This window comes from Brenneria roseae subsp. roseae (genome assembly GCF_003115845.1).
Lineage (GTDB): Bacteria > Pseudomonadota > Gammaproteobacteria > Enterobacterales > Enterobacteriaceae > Brenneria > Brenneria roseae.
Map to the genome: position 1 here is coordinate 13,113 of NZ_KZ819031.1, position 14,805 is coordinate 27,917.

11 protein-coding genes are annotated in these 14,805 nt (G+C 55.7%); 6 read left to right on the plus strand and 5 right to left on the minus strand.

From position 1 onward, the window contains the following. The first annotated feature begins 56 nt into the window (after window positions 1-56). On the plus strand, window positions 57-2,252 hold the full coding sequence (gene katG, locus DDT52_RS13950) for a catalase/peroxidase HPI (RefSeq protein ID WP_136156888.1): 2,196 nt from the start codon (window positions 57-59) through the stop codon (window positions 2,250-2,252). A 66-nt stretch (window positions 2,253-2,318) separates the two neighbouring features. Here the strand turns inward: katG and DDT52_RS13955 are convergent, their stop codons facing one another. The 3 genes from DDT52_RS13955 to DDT52_RS20955 are packed head-to-tail and all read right to left on the minus strand — an operon-like array spanning window position 2,319 to window position 6,119. Beyond that, window positions 2,319-4,100, minus strand: a complete 1,782-nt coding sequence (locus DDT52_RS13955) for an ABC transporter ATP-binding protein (RefSeq protein ID WP_136156889.1) — start codon at window positions 4,098-4,100, stop codon at window positions 2,319-2,321. Beyond that, entirely contained in the window at window positions 4,097-5,926 is a 1,830-nt protein-coding gene (locus DDT52_RS13960) for an ABC transporter ATP-binding protein (RefSeq protein ID WP_136156890.1), read from the minus strand. Before DDT52_RS13960 ends, DDT52_RS13955 begins: the two co-directional genes overlap by 4 nt. 46 nt (window positions 5,927-5,972) lie before the next feature. Further along, on the minus strand, window positions 5,973-6,119 hold the full coding sequence (locus DDT52_RS20955) for a hypothetical protein (protein ID WP_168709784.1): 147 nt from the start codon (window positions 6,117-6,119) through the stop codon (window positions 5,973-5,975). On the opposite strand from DDT52_RS20955, the gene DDT52_RS13965 reads away from it, so the two are divergent. The 4 genes from DDT52_RS13965 (at window position 6,119) to DDT52_RS13980 (ending at window position 11,108) form a co-directional block, all read left to right on the plus strand. After that, window positions 6,119-7,090: a helix-turn-helix transcriptional regulator gene (locus DDT52_RS13965; RefSeq protein WP_136156891.1), complete on the plus strand. Its 972-nt coding sequence runs from the start codon at window positions 6,119-6,121 to the stop codon at window positions 7,088-7,090. The two genes, DDT52_RS20955 and DDT52_RS13965, sit on opposite strands and share 1 nt — an antisense overlap. A gap of 180 nt (window positions 7,091-7,270) precedes the next feature. After that, entirely contained in the window at window positions 7,271-7,687 is a 417-nt protein-coding gene (locus DDT52_RS13970) for a hypothetical protein (RefSeq protein ID WP_136156892.1), read from the plus strand. Between the two features lie 2 nt (window positions 7,688-7,689). Next, window positions 7,690-8,922, plus strand: coding sequence for an MFS transporter (locus tag DDT52_RS13975; protein ID WP_136156893.1), 1,233 nt, complete (start codon window positions 7,690-7,692; stop codon window positions 8,920-8,922). A 176-nt stretch (window positions 8,923-9,098) separates the two neighbouring features. After that, complete coding sequence (locus DDT52_RS13980) at window positions 9,099-11,108, plus strand: TonB-dependent siderophore receptor (RefSeq protein WP_136156894.1); 2,010 nt, start codon at window positions 9,099-9,101, stop codon at window positions 11,106-11,108. Between the two features lie 126 nt (window positions 11,109-11,234). Here the strand turns inward: DDT52_RS13980 and DDT52_RS13985 are convergent, their stop codons facing one another. After that, window positions 11,235-12,038: a pyrroline-5-carboxylate reductase family protein gene (locus DDT52_RS13985; protein WP_136156895.1), complete on the minus strand. Its 804-nt coding sequence runs from the start codon at window positions 12,036-12,038 to the stop codon at window positions 11,235-11,237. Between the two features lie 95 nt (window positions 12,039-12,133). Beyond that, entirely contained in the window at window positions 12,134-12,895 is a 762-nt protein-coding gene (locus DDT52_RS13990) for a VOC family protein (RefSeq protein ID WP_136156896.1), read from the minus strand. Window positions 12,896-13,169: 274 nt separating this feature from the next. On the opposite strand from DDT52_RS13990, the gene DDT52_RS13995 reads away from it, so the two are divergent. Next, window positions 13,170-14,801: an ABC transporter substrate-binding protein gene (locus DDT52_RS13995; RefSeq protein WP_136156897.1), complete on the plus strand. Its 1,632-nt coding sequence runs from the start codon at window positions 13,170-13,172 to the stop codon at window positions 14,799-14,801. Window positions 14,802-14,805: the final 4 nt, after the last annotated feature.

Here is a 14,805-nt window from a genome sequence, read left to right on the forward strand (position 1 = left end):
ACTCGGACGTCAGACAGGCCGAGTAGATGGGACACACAAGCAGAGGTAGAGAACGCATGACAACTGAAAGCAAGTGCCCATTTTCGGGCGGTGGTAACAAAATAACCACCAACAGCGGCACCTCGAACCAGGACTGGTGGCCGAATCAACTGAATCTGAAAATCCTGCACCAGCACTCTTCCTTATCCGATCCGATGGACAAAGACTTCGACTACTCCGAAGCCTTCAAAAGCCTTGATTTAGCCGCCGTCAAAGAAGATCTCCATGCCCTGATGACCGATTCGCAAGACTGGTGGCCAGCGGATTTCGGCCACTACGGACCATTGTTAATCCGTATGGCCTGGCATAGCGCCGGCACCTATCGTACCGGCGATGGCCGTGGCGGCGCCGGCGCGGGTCAGCAACGTTTTGCTCCGCTCAATAGCTGGCCCGATAACGTCAACCTTGATAAGGCACGCCGGTTGCTGTGGCCGATCAAACAGAAATACGGCCGTAAAATCTCATGGGCCGATCTGATGATCCTCGCCGGTAATGTCGCACTGGAATCGATGGGATTCAAAACGTTCGGTTTTGCCGGCGGACGGGCGGACGTGTGGGAACCCGAAGAAGATGTCTATTGGGGTTCTGAAACCACCTGGTTAGGCGGCGACAAACGTTACTCCGGCGAACGGGATCTCGAAAACCCGCTGGCCGCCGTTCAGATGGGGCTGATCTACGTGAACCCGGAAGGCCCGAATGGAAACCCTGATCCGCTGGCCGCCGCTAAAGACATTCGCGAAACCTTCAGCCGCATGGCGATGAACGACGAAGAAACCGTCGCGCTGATTGCCGGTGGTCACACCTTCGGGAAGACCCACGGCGCGGGTGATGCGGCGCTGGTCGGCGCTGAACCGGAAGCGGCCGGTATTGAAGAGCAAGGGCTGGGTTGGAAGAGCAGTTTCGGCAGCGGCAAAGGTGGCGATACCATCACCAGCGGTCTGGAAGTCACCTGGTCCCAAACGCCGACCCGCTGGAGTAACTACTTTTTCGAGAACCTGTTCAGTTTCGAATGGGAACTGACCAAGAGCCCGGCCGGCGCCCATCAATGGCAGCCGAAAAATGGTGCGGGGGCGAGAGAAGTGCCGGATGCGCACGACCCGTCAAAACGCCATGCGCCAAACATGTTTACCACGGATCTTTCTTTGCGCGTTGACCCGATTTACGAGAAAATTTCCCGCCGCTTCTACGAGAATCCGAATGAATTCGCCGACGCCTTCGCCCGCGCATGGTTCAAGCTGACTCACCGCGACATGGGACCCCGCGCCCGTTATCTCGGCCCGGAAGTCCCGGCCGAAGAGCTGATTTGGCAGGATCCGATCCCGGCGGTGAATCATGAATTGATTAATGAACAGGATATCATCGACCTCAAAGGGAAAATTCTGGCTTCAGGTCTGTCCGTCTCGCAACTGGTCTCGACCGCCTGGGCGTCAGCATCGACCTTCCGTGGCTCAGACAAACGCGGCGGTGCAAACGGCGCCCGTATCCGGCTGGCTCCGCAGAAAGATTGGGAGGCAAATCAGCCCGAACAACTGGCGCACGCGCTGAAGGTACTGGAAGGTATTCAGAATACGTTCAACAGCACCCAGCCCGGCAACAAGAAAGTGTCGTTGGCCGACCTGATCGTGCTGGCCGGCTGTGCCGGTGTTGAACAGGCGGCGAAAAACGCCGGTCACCCGGTCACGGTTCCTTTCACACCGGGCCGGATGGATGCTTCGCAAGAACAAACCGATATCGAGTCGTTCGCGGTGATGGAGCCGGTTGCAGATGGTTTCCGCAACTATCTCAAGGGGCGCTACAGCGTTCCCGCTGAAGCGTTGCTGGTGGATAAGGCGCAGTTGCTCACGTTGAGCGCGCCAGAAATGACGGTGCTGTTAGGCGGCCTGCGCGTGCTGGACACCAATGTCGGTCAAACGCCGCATGGCGTGTTTACCCATCGTCCGCAGACGCTGACCAACGATTTCTTCGTCAACCTGCTTGATATGGGAACCACGTGGAAACCTACTGGCGACGACGGCGTATTTGAAGGGCGCGATCGCGTGACCGGGGAACTCAAGTGGACGGGCACCCGTGCCGATCTGATCTTCGGTTCGCACTCTCAGCTGCGCGCGCTGGCTGAAGTCTACGGCAGCGCGGATGCGCAGGCGAGCTTTGTACAGGATTTTGTCGCCGTCTGGAACAAAGTCATGAACCTCGATCGTTTTGATCTCGCGTAATCGCGGCTGAGTTGTTTTAAACACGTTGTCGCTAATGTATACCCCGTCTGGTGATTCGGCGGGGTATTATCTTTCCAAACGCCATGATTTTACCTGTTGCTGCGCCTCCCATAATGACCGATAACGCCCGCCTTCGCTCAGCAACGATTGATGTGTCCCCTGCTGAGCAACCCGTCCTTCTTCAATCACCAGAATACGGTCGGCCCCCACAATGGTCGACAAGCGATGGGCAATGACAATCACCGTTTTGTCCTGAATCAATCTGTCAATGGCACGCTGTACCGCCAGCTCGCTTTCCGTATCCAGCGCCGCCGTTGGTTCATCCAGAATCACGATAGGCGCATCCTTCAACAACGCCCGGGCAATCGAAATCCGCTGGCGTTCTCCCCCTGATAATCGGCCACCGAGCTCCCCCATACGTGTCTGCCAGCCTTGCGGCAGACGCTGAATAAAATCCAGACACTGAGCGGCCCGGGCGGCTTCCTCAACCTCGGCGTCGCTGGCTTCAGGGCGTGCCAGACGGATATTGGCCAGTATGGTGTCATCAAACAGATAAACGTCCTGAAACACCACGGAAATTAAGCGGTTCAATGTTGCCGGCGCGATCCGACGAAGATCCACTCCCCCTATACGGATATCCCCCTGCTGTGGATCGGCATGCCGCATCAATAAACGCGTGACGGTGGTTTTTCCTGAACCAGACGGCCCGACCAACGCGGTCATGCCTCTTGCTGGTAATGCCATGCTCACGTCGCACAGTGCGGCGTTGGCATCAGCGCGATAACGGTAGCTGACCCGCTCAAAGGTAATCTGAAAGGTCGCCGGCGTGGCCTCCGGCTGCTGTACAGGCAACGGTTCAATGGCTAACAGCGCATCAATACGTTTCAGCGCGGTTTCGATCATGTCCAGTACGGCGGTGTAGCTGACAAACGTGGCCAGCGGCTCCGAAAAACGCACAATAATCACCATCAGCGCAGCAACCACAGCCAGATCCCAGATCCCTGTCACCGCCCCGCTGACGCCAACTATCACCACACATTGCAGCCCAAGCTCAACGATGCTGGCGATCGCCGCGCTCGGCCGGGCGCCTTTACGATGCGCCCCGGTCTGTATCCGCTGCAAATTTAAAAAACGCTGCCGTAACGTGCCCGCACGCTCGGTTTCGCTACAGGTGGTGCGCAGCACTGATAGCCCTTGTACGTACTCCACCAGATCGGCGCTGGTTTGCTGATGGGCGTCGGCCAGCATCTGTACGGTGTGACTAAACACCGGCCGCCGCCAGCGATATAGCAGTGCAATCACCGGAAAAATCAGCAGCAAACTCAATCCAAGCCGCCAGTCCACCACCAGCATGCATAACGTCACAACGACGGGTGTGACGATCGCCAGCAGAATCTGATTCACAATGGCCAACGTATAATTCAGATTTTCATCCACGCTGCCCAATAGCAGTGAATTGATCTCGCCTGCACGGGTGGCCTGAAGTTTTACCAGCGGAATACGGCGCAGCTGTTCTCCCAATCGCATGCGCAGTTCATGCGTTGCCGCCGCCATCTGGCCCTGGTATTCAAACCCTTGACCATACCAGCGCAGCACCAGCGTCAACAGGCTTAACACCGCCATCACGCTCAGCCAGCGCACTCCGCCGGCCTCCGCCGGATGAAATACGGCAGACAGAAACGGAAATAAACAGGCAAGCGACAGCCCCTGTGTCACCGATGCGGCAAACAGGCCAAGACAACTCCAGCGAAATGCGCGGGCCTGCGATCCGGTTGCCCGCACCAGTTGGCGATAGGTGGCATACCACGACGTGAGTTCGCCGCGGCGCGGTGGCGGCGCCGTACTCATGACCGTGTCTCCGCGGATGTCGTCTGATTCGGGGCCGGACGACGCAACGCCCAATGCTGAGCCCGTTCGTAGCTGTCCCACAGGCGGTGATATACCCCCTGTTCAACCATTAATGCCTCGTGGCAGCCGCGCTCTTTCAGCACGCCCCGATCAAAAACCAGAATTTGATCGGCATCGCGAACGGTGGATAAACGGTGAGCGACCATGATGACGGTTTTATCGCGCATCAGGGCAGAAAGCGCGGCGACCAGCGCCGCTTCATTTTCTGGATCGGCGAACGCCGTGGCTTCATCCAATACCAGAATCGGCCGGTTGTGCAACAGCGCACGTGCGATAGCGATACGCTGACGTTGCCCGCCGGACAGAAACACTCCCCGCTCACCCGCCAACGTGTCGTATCCCTGAGGTAGCGTCATAATAAAATCGTGGGCTTGCGCAGCGGTTGCGGCAGTAATCACATCATCCATACTTTTGTCTGGCAAACCAATACGGATGTTGTTGGCGATCGTATCGGCAAAAAGAAACGGCTCCTGGAAAACAAAGGAAACCTGCTGCATCAGCGTGGCGGTTTTCATCCGGCGAATGTCCACGCCACCGATCAAAATCCGCCCACGGGTCACATCCCAAAACCGTGGAATCAGGCGAGCGACCGTAGTTTTACCCGCCCCGGATGGCCCTACCAACGCAGCGACCGACCCTGACGCCACCTGAAAACTGACATCATGCAAAACGTCGCCCCCTGCCGGCCCATCGTAGCTGAAGCTCACCCGCTCGAAGACCACGCTGGCATCCGCAGGCAATGTATCCTGTTCAGTTTCGGGCAACGCCGGCATCGCCATCACTTCCTGAATCCGGCTGATGCTTAACCGGGCTTTCGCCACCATATGGTTCAACGCCATCATCGGCATGACCGCTTCCGCCATGCCATTTCCCACGAGCAACGCCGCAATCCAGAGGCCGAAATCCAGACTGTCAGAGTGATATAAGCCATAGCCCACGCCGCACAGCAGCAGCAACGTCGGCAGTGGATTAAGAATCGCAAAGGAGAAACGCGCCGAAAAACCGGCCTGCTGATACCAGCGAGTCAGCACGTCCAGATAGTTTTCCAACGCCTGCTGATAGCGACCAAAGGTCGACGAGCCGGTATCAAACGTGCGAACCACCGGCATGGCCTGCACAAACTCAATGACAGCCGTACTGACCTGCTCGCGCGCCTGGTTATAACGCTGGTTCATATCTCCGGAATGGCGCATCGCCAGCCTCAGGACTATGCCCCCCGCCGCCAACACCAGCATCGCGGATAGCGCCAGACGCCAGTCCAGCCACAGCAGCAATAGCGCGGTACAGACCGGCGCAACAAACGCGCGCGCATAAAGCGGCGTACTGTCCGCCACAAACAGATGTAACGCATTAACATCATCCTGCACAATTTTGGTGAGCGCCCCGGCGCCATAACGCTGAACAACCCCCAAAGGAAGTACAGCCAGATGATCCGCTAACCCACTGCGAACGATGTTCTCCAACCGAAAAGCCGCATAGTGCGACTGATTAAACGACATCAGTCGCAGCAGATAGCTGCCGATTAAACAGCCCGCCGCACTGGCGATAGGCCAGCGCGGCCACACAAGCGGTTGCCGGGTGAGATGGCTTACACACCATGCGAGCGAGAGCAGAAAAGCGATGCCTAGCATGACCGATAGCGCCGAAAGGAACATGGCAAAACCGATTTGTCCCCTGACGGGGTACATGATGCGCCAGGCGCTTGCGGGCTTAGCGGGGCGGGATGCGGTATCAGATGAAGGCCCATCAACAAAAGATTGCGGCATGAAATCTCTCTTTTCCCTTCCCGCACAATCGTTTGCGGGAGGAGGTTTAAATCGGCTCGACGACGCCGGTAAAGTCAGGAATAATAACCATTCTCAACTGCATATCTACCCGATTCGAGCCGACTTCTACCCGATTCGGTATATACCCAATAGATTTCAAGATGACGTGTACACCATTCAGGAGACTGTCCATTGAAAGCATCCCCACTGACGTCCGCCACCGTACCTGAAGTCGCTATCTCGAATTTATTGGTGGATTTGCAGGTTGCGCATCCCGATCTGAACGTGGAGGGTAATCTTTTAAGGGTTACGCTTCAGGAGGGCCTGGATATTCTGGTGTGGAAAGGGGAATTTCAGCAGCCGACCACGATGCACCTGCGCGACGACTGGGGAAGAGTCCAGTTCTCCTGCTCATTACAGGGTAAATCGCAATTCTCCCTGAAAGGGACCCAACGCGGACATGAACATGTGTTGCAACAGGGAGCGGGCTGTATCAGCTATACCCCAGACTGTCAGGGCACCTCGTCGTATGCGGGGAAATTTGAAAGCGTCACCGTATCTCTTCGTCCGGACCTGCTGACCGATTGGGTGCCGGATCTTAATGGCAACCTGCAACAACAGTTGAATAGCGGCCAGTTGTGCACCCACTGTGACTGTAACGCTGAAATGCGGGCAACCGCGCAAATGTTGAGCCATACCCTTTCCACTATCGCGCTGCAAAATCAACATGATGGCTCACGTCATGCGCCGCTATGGCTGTTGGGACAAAGCATGATCATGGTCAGCCTCGCCATTGCCGGGTATGACGATTCGTTGATTCGACATGAAGCGATCGGCCTGGCCGATCGCCAGAAGCTGCTGCGAGCCAGGGATTTATTGCTGGCCGACCTTTCTCAGGCTCCCACCATCGCCATGCTGGCCAGAGAAACCGGGCTGAGCGCGCTGAAACTTAAGCGAGGATTCCGCCAGCTATTCAATAACAGCATCTACGGCCTGTTTCAGGCGGAGCGCATGCATGAAGCCCGGCGCCGTTTGTTCGTCGCCGGCACGCCCGTCATGGTTGTGGCGACCGATCTGGGTTATGCCAATGCCAGCCATTTCAGCGCAGCTTTCCAGAAACAGTTCGGCGTCAATCCATCGGAATTCAAGCGGCTTATCCTCTAATTTTAATCTTCCGGCTTTCATATACCGCTGACAGCGCGCGTTCTGGCGTGTCGCATTCCGCGGTTCATCATGACAATAACGCCACAACCGAACCGATTCGGGTGGAAATAGAATGGATGCGGGTAGCGCCACATTTGCAAATGATTATCATTTCTTTCATTGAGAACGGGAGGAACGGATATGGGCAATGTGCCGAGTACGCCACACGAGTTTATTGATACACAACACTGGCCGTTAGTATTTTTGCACATGCCCGAACAGGTTCCTGACGAACAGGCCGACGACTACCTTACTCAGATTGAAGCGCTCTATGCTCGTCATCAACCCTTCGTCCTGTGTATGACCGGAGCCGACCTGCCCCATCACTCTCCTGTTTTTATGGCCGACTACCTTCAATGGACCGCCGGTAACGTCAGCCAGCAACAGCAATATTGCGCAGCAGCCATCCGTATTGAAAGCGATGACGCCAAGCGGGAGCAATACCGGCAATGGGCCCGGAACTGGGCGAAAACGGGCAATGCGCCCTACCTTTACCTGGTCGTTGCCACCTTGTCCGAAGCGCGGGCGCTAGCGCCAGCCTTATTGGATCGCCAATAACCATGGCGCGCTACCTCCCATACTGGTGCTTTTATCTGCATCAGGGGATGATTACCGCCCTGATTTTACAAGGCGTCATGGGCTATTTTCGTCACGCCGGGCTGGATTTGTCTCAGCTGAGTTGGCTATCGCTCACGCTATTGCCCTGGGTTGCCAAATTTCTGTGGGCGCCCTGGAGCGAACGCCATGCGGTGGCGCTGCGCGGTAATCCTTATCTCGGTAGTCTGATACTGCTACAAGCGGCAATGGCAATCACGCTGGCGGTCATCGGTTTTCTGTCTCCGGCGCAATCCGTGGGGGTAATCCTGATCGCGCTGATGCTGCTGGCCTTTCTGTCAGCCAGTCACGATATCTACGCCGACGGCATCACTATCTGCACCACCTCGGCATACAGCCGACCGCCGGCTAACGCCGCTCAGGTCGGGGGCAGCTATCTCGGCATTCTATTTGGCTCCTATGCCTTTCTAACTATTGCCGAATCAGCCGGCTGGCGCAGCGGTTTCCTGGCGCTGGCTGCATTTTCTCTGCTGTTGCTCATTTTGCCCCTGCGCTATACCCGTAAGGCGACGCGGGTTCCCGGCCAGACGCGACCGACGCTGGATCGGCGTAATATTATCGCCCTGTGGCCGATACTCGCTTTCACCGCCATTTTTTATCTCGCCATGCGGGGCATGATGGCGTTGCAGACGGTCATTCTTATCGACCAGCAGTTAAGCCTGAGTCGTCTTGGCATCATCATCACCGTCTACAGCACCGCCGTCAGCGGCATCGGTATTGTGCTCGCCAATCTGTTGGTGCGGCGACTGGGCGCCATACGCTGCCTGTTGCCGGTGATGATCCTTCACGCACTGCTGGCCACCATACTGACCCTGGGTTACCCGCACTATCGCCTGACCAGTTGGATTGTGCTGTTTGGCGTCGTCAATCTGGCTGCCGCGATAGGTTTTGTCACGCTCTACAATGTGCTGATGGGGTTGGTCAGGCCGCATCAGCCTGCGTCTGACTATGCGCTGTTTCAATCTACCGATGCGGCCGTTGCCATGATCGTTTCCCTCTCAGCGCTACAGTTGGCTCATCACACGGGTTACTTATTCACCCTGGCTGCTCTGGCGCTTTTCGCCGTCGTCAGCCTGTGGCCGGCCTGGCGGCTATGCCAACGGTTGTCTCATACCTTTTCACCCGAATGCCCCTCGGCGGCCGGCGCCGAGCCGCTAAAACCGGGTGCACGACATTGATAAGGCGATCGCCCGTTGTCAGCCGGGGTAAGCCAAACGCTTTGGGGTTGAAATAAACCCGATGCGGGTAGTTCATTTTATGCAAATAATTATCATTTGCCTTTGAAGCATCACATTTGCTACCGCCAGACCGGCGTTCTCTGGCCTCTTTTTTTCGTCATTTCAGGGATTCCACAATGAAAATAATGCGTCTGTATCCATTGGCCTTCACCGGCCTGCTGCTGTCCTCCTGCGCCTATGCCGTAGCGGAAGACACCCTGACGGTCTCCGCCAGCAAACAATCGCCCTACTCCGCATCATCGAATAACGTCTCCTCTACCATCGTAACCGCGCCAGAGCTGAAAGATGCCGGCGTCACCAGCACCGATCGGCTGACACGGGTGTTACCCGGCTTGAACCTGGAGAACAACGGCAGCCTGTTGTTCCCGTCAATCTCACTGCGCGGCGTCTCTTCGGCGCAGGACTTCTACAGTCCGGCGGTAACCCTCTATGTTGATGGCGTACCGCAGCTGTCAACCTATACGGTACAGGCACTGACAGACATTGAGAGCATCGAAATGCTGCGAGGACCGCAGGGCACGTTGTACGGTAAGAGCGCTCAGGGAGGGATTATCAACATTGTGACTCAACAACCCGATAGCACGCCGCGGGGATATATCGAAGGGGGCGTTGCCAGCCGGGATGGCTATCATGGCAAAATCAACGTCAGCGGGCCGATACAGGATGGTCTGTTGTATGGCAGCGTCACGCTGCTGCGTCAGGTGGATTCCGGCGCCATGACTAACCCATCAACGGGCAACAACAACCTCGGCGGCACCAAGGCAAACGTGGGAAATGTGCGACTGAGACTGGCGCCGGACGGGCAACCATGGGAAACCAGCCTCGCTATTACGGAAGACTGCACGCGCGCCACGCAGGACACCTATCTGCCTTTCGGCGATGTGAAAAACCGTACGCTGGATATCGCGCCAGGCGCTCCCGATCCTTATCTGCGTCGTTGTACACACAGCCAGACGCTGACAGGCAAATACACCACCGCCAACTGGATATTCAGTTTGGTTAGCGCATGGCAGCAGCAAAATTATGAGCGTACATTTCCGAATAGCACGTTAATCGCCGATATGCCGGAACGCTGGAATCAAGACGTACAGGAACTGCGCGCCGCCACGCATGGGGGTGGACGTACGGTGGATATGGTCGTTGGTCTGTACCGCCAGCAAACGCGTGAAAAACTCGACCTGACTTACAACATGTCAGGTATGCCCTATATGCAGACCAACGCGAATACCGCTGCGGAAACGCTGGCCGCATACAGTGATTTAACCTGGCATCTGACCGACCGTATCGACCTCGGCGGCGGGCTGCGCGTGTCACATGATAAAGCCGATACCCGTTATCACGGTCAGATGGCGGGCGCGGGTTTTGGCGACCAAAACAGTACCAATGACGATCAGGTATTAGGGCAACTCTCCGCCAGCTATCTGCTGGATAGCAACTGGCGTATTTATACCCGCGTCGCGCAGGGATACAAACCGACAGGCTTCAACCTATCGCCAACCGCAGGCATGCCGGCGCGCCCTTATACCGCGGAAAAATCCATGAACTATGAAATTGGGTCGCGCTATCAGACTGGCGATCTGCAACTTCAGGGGGCGGTATTCCATACCCATACCCGCGATATGCAGTTGTATTCAGGGCCGGTCGGGATGCAGACCTTGAGTAATGCAGGCAGTGCCGATGCAACGGGTATGGAACTGATCGCGAAGTGGCAGTTTGTTCCCGGTTGGTCATGGGATATTAACGGCAACTACGTTCGTTCCGAATTCACCAGCGACAGCGAGCGCTATCAGGATAAACGCGTTCCCTTTGTTCCGCGCTACGGCGCCGGCACCAGCCTTAACGGCATGATTAATACACAATATGGCGCCGTCATGCCGCGTATTGCGTTAAATCTTGTGGGCCCCCATTACTTTGACGGCGACAACGATTTACGTCAGGGCGCGTATGCCACCACCGATCTGCGTTTGGGATGGCAAGCCACCGATCGGGTCAATATTGCGGGTTACGTCAATAACGTCTTTGATCGACGCTATCGTACCTTTGGTTTTCTGAGCGGAACCTCAGCCTATGCACAAATCAACGAAGGGAGAACCGTCGGGATTGATGTGCGGGTCGATTTGTTCTGAGGCTGATTATCCCTGTTCGAACCGCGTCGCCCGGTAAACTTCATCGGGGTGATGTCACCACTGACATCACCCCGACAGACGGTAAAGGCCTGGTTTCAGATACCAGAACAAAACGCCAGACCGCAGTCAGCGAACCTGCGCCAGTTCCGTCGTTCTTCTTACCGCCGCCAACACGCTACGTTGCAACCCTGCGGCAAAATCGCTGTTGTTCAACTCGTAGAGCCCATGCATTCCCACCCCTGCCGGCGAATTATTGATATCCAGCAGTTGGCGCGGGTGTTTCTTACTGAGTTTCAGCATCTCAACCGCCCCGACCAGATTCTCCAGCACCACCTGCGTGGCTTGCGCACGCGGCAATCCCGCCAGCACACCGGCATCCGTCAAGGACTCAATAAAATAGTAAATGTAGTTTGGCCCAGCCACGCCAAAGCCGGTAAAGACATCGATCAGGCGCTCTTCCAGATACAGAAACTTACCGAAGCCGGACAGAAATGTTTCAATATTCTCCGCACGGGCATGGTCGTTAAGCGTCACGCCGCTGTAGCCGTAGCCGGTGTCGGTCAGGGTATTCGGTATCACCCGTACAATAGCCCGTTCCGAACCCAGTAACGACGCCAGCTGTTCCAGCGTGACTCCGGCCACAATCGACACCACCGTGCTGTGGGGCGCCGCCGCCTGCCGAATGCGTTTCGTCACGGCGGCAAGATCGTCCTGAGGGCGAACGCCAATCACCACCAGATCGGCCAGTCTTAACGCATCCGTTGCGTTATGCTGGTCAGGCAGGTGATAGATTTGGCTGACGGCGTCAATACGGCCAGCGTCAATGTCTTCAATACTAATCTGTTCGGCGGTAAGTGTTTTTCGCGCCAAGGACGCACGAATAATGGCTTCCGCCATTTGCCCGGCCCCAATAAAGTGAACCTTTGCCATGTGAACCTCCCGGTTATATCCCCTGTCAGGATGACCGTTATTAATAGGATGGATTCTATATCTGATTTAATGATTCTATTAACGTCAAAGAAAAATTAAACAAACTGATACTCGCCGTCGCCGACAAATAGGCTGAGCGCCTTTAATTCAGGATTGTCAGCCTGCAACTGAATCGACGCCAGACGATTTGATTCGCCAGACTGGAAAATAAACTGCTGATCGCCAATCAGTAAATGGGCAGGGTTCTGTTCACTGCGTGGTAAATTAAACAGCTGTTGCCAATGTGCGGCAACCTGCTGCGGTTGTTTGACCTTGAACAGCGCGGATTGAATCGTCACCCGCCCCGCCGGATGAGGCCGATCAAGACCGCGCTGCCGGAGCAACTGCAAACGCCCGGCGTCCGTTTCGCCCCACTGGATAATAAAAGGATAGGCGAGGCCCTGATAATCGCCGGCAATGGTGAACATGCGCCATTCAATAAGATTGCCTTGCGCATCATGACGTTTGCCCGCAACGATCGGGGAAAGCGTCAGGTTGTACTGCCGGAGCGCGGCATAGCTGGCATCAATATCGTCACTGCGCAGGGCAATGCGATACAGGATCTGCTGTTCCGGTAAAAAGGTTTGCGCATCACGTGACAATAAGAACCGATCCCGAGCGGCCGCCAGTTCATCGGCATCGCGGATCCCCAGAAACTCAATATAGGTCAGGCCAAAATAACTTAGCGCATTATGGGTTCCCCACCCCGGATGGGAGCCGCCGGGAAACGCCACCAGTTGGCGATCGGTAAATGCCGCGACGGCATCGTCCAGATTATTCACATAATGAACGACGTGATCCCATAATAATTTTGCCATACTTCCCCCTGACACCTGTGTAATAAAGTCTATCCGGCTAACTATTTTAGAGTGTGTTTAATGAAACAAACGCGATGATCGTATTAGAAATTTTAATTTTTCATTTGGTTAGTGATTTTTTCGCATTAACTTTACCAAAAAATAGATATATGATTTTTTCACTTTATATATACCAATAACGCAATGCGATAGAATAAATCGTCATTTCACTAATAATTAGTCCCGCCCTTATTCTTTTTCCCTTATTGGCCTATTTCTTCTTACAGGGATTTTTATGAATATTTCACGCAGGCGGTTGTTGATTTCCTCCGCGGCCATCACGGCCACCTTACCATTCACCCCTTTTCTGTCGGCGGCGCAGAACAGTCTGGCTTCCGGCGTCCTCCCCGGCACGCCGGTCAAAGGCGGCACGCTTGGCGTACACATTGCCGCGGAACAGCGCATCCTTAATCCGGCGCTGCGCGCCTCCACCGGTGTTTACATCGTAACCAGTAAAATCATCGAATCACTGGTGGATCTGGACGCGCAAGGAAACATTATTCCGCAGCTGGCAACCGAATGGCACACCACGCCAGATGGCAAAACCATCACCTTTAAACTGCGCGAACAGGTCAAATGGCATGACGGTAAGCCGTTTACCGCCAGCGACGTGCAATACAATGCGCTGGAGCTATGGAAAAAACAGCTCAATTATGGCACAGCGCTTCAGCAATATCTGGAGGCGGTTGATACCCCCGACGATCGTACCGTCGTGTTCCACTACTCCCGTCCAATGCCGATTGAGCTCTTGCTGCGGGCGCTGGCGGATCTCGGCTATGTCGTTCCGCGCCATCTGTATGAAAACAGCAACGTGCTGGAAAACCCGGCCAACACGGCGCCGATTGGCACCGGGCCATTTAAGTTTGTTCAGTATGAACGCGGGCAATACATTATCGCCACCCGGAATCCGGATTACTGGCGTCAGGATCAACCCTACATCGAACGGATTGTCTGGCGCATCATTACGGATAAATCCGCCGCGACCGCCGCGCTGGAAACCGGGCAGATTCAGCTCAGCGCCTATTCTCAGCTTTCCCTTGCGGATTTGGATCGACTGCAAAAACATCCTGACTTTGAGGTGACGCCGAAAGGCTCTGAGGCAAACGTGTTTAATAACACGCTGGAATTCAATTTCCGCCGCAAAGAAATCGCCGATGTCCGCGTCAGACGCGCCATCGCTCACGCCATCGACGTGCCGTTCTTTATCGAAAACTTCCTGTACGGTCAGGGCAAACCGGCGACCGGCATCATTCCGTCCACCTCCACTCAGTTTTATCCGGCCAACAGCAACCCCCCTTATCCGTTCGATCGCAAAAAAGCGGAAGCGCTGCTGGATGAAGCCGGCTATCCCCGTGCAGCCAACGGCGAACGCTTTAAACTGAAGCTGGTGCCTATCACCAACGGCGAGGATGTGACCTTGTTCGCGACCTATATTCAGCAGGCCTTGTCGGAAATCGGCATCCCGGTGGATATCACCAACTTTGACTATGCCGGTTCGCTGTCCGCTGTTTATAAAGATCATAATTTCGACCTCGCCACCGGTTGGCACCAGTACCGGGGCGACCCGGCGGTATCGACCACCGTCTGGCTGCGTTCAGGCAGCCCGGCAGGCTCACCGTGGACCAACCAGTACGGCTGGCAATCCGACGTGGTGGATAAACTGATCGACGATGCCGCTTCGGAAATCGACCCGGCCAAACGGCGCGCGCTGTATGCGCAGCTGGTGGAGGAAGCGAACGAACAGTTCCCGGTCTGGTTTGTCACCGAACGCCAGTTCTACAGCGTCGTGAACAAAAAACTGAAAAATGCGCTCAATACGGCGCGTTGGCCATCCAGTAGCTGGCACGACGCCTGGCTGGAGGCCTGAGCGC

What these genes read in the sequence shown, in the direction of transcription:
- katG (WP_136156888.1), top strand. Translation starts at nt 57, where the DNA reads ATGACAACTGAAAGCAAGTGCCCATTTTCGGGCGGTGGTAACAAAATA.
- DDT52_RS13955 (WP_136156889.1), bottom strand. Translation starts at nt 4,100, where the DNA reads ATGAGTACGGCGCCGCCACCGCGCCGCGGCGAACTCACGTCGTGGTAT.
- DDT52_RS13960 (WP_136156890.1), bottom strand. Translation starts at nt 5,926, where the DNA reads ATGCCGCAATCTTTTGTTGATGGGCCTTCATCTGATACCGCATCCCGC.
- DDT52_RS20955 (WP_168709784.1), bottom strand. Translation starts at nt 6,119, where the DNA reads ATGGACAGTCTCCTGAATGGTGTACACGTCATCTTGAAATCTATTGGG.
- DDT52_RS13970 (WP_136156892.1), top strand. Translation starts at nt 7,271, where the DNA reads ATGGGCAATGTGCCGAGTACGCCACACGAGTTTATTGATACACAACAC.
- DDT52_RS13975 (WP_136156893.1), top strand. Translation starts at nt 7,690, where the DNA reads ATGGCGCGCTACCTCCCATACTGGTGCTTTTATCTGCATCAGGGGATG.
- DDT52_RS13980 (WP_136156894.1), top strand. Translation starts at nt 9,099, where the DNA reads ATGAAAATAATGCGTCTGTATCCATTGGCCTTCACCGGCCTGCTGCTG.
- DDT52_RS13985 (WP_136156895.1), bottom strand. Translation starts at nt 12,038, where the DNA reads ATGGCAAAGGTTCACTTTATTGGGGCCGGGCAAATGGCGGAAGCCATT.
- DDT52_RS13990 (WP_136156896.1), bottom strand. Translation starts at nt 12,895, where the DNA reads ATGGCAAAATTATTATGGGATCACGTCGTTCATTATGTGAATAATCTG.
- DDT52_RS13995 (WP_136156897.1), top strand. Translation starts at nt 13,170, where the DNA reads ATGAATATTTCACGCAGGCGGTTGTTGATTTCCTCCGCGGCCATCACG.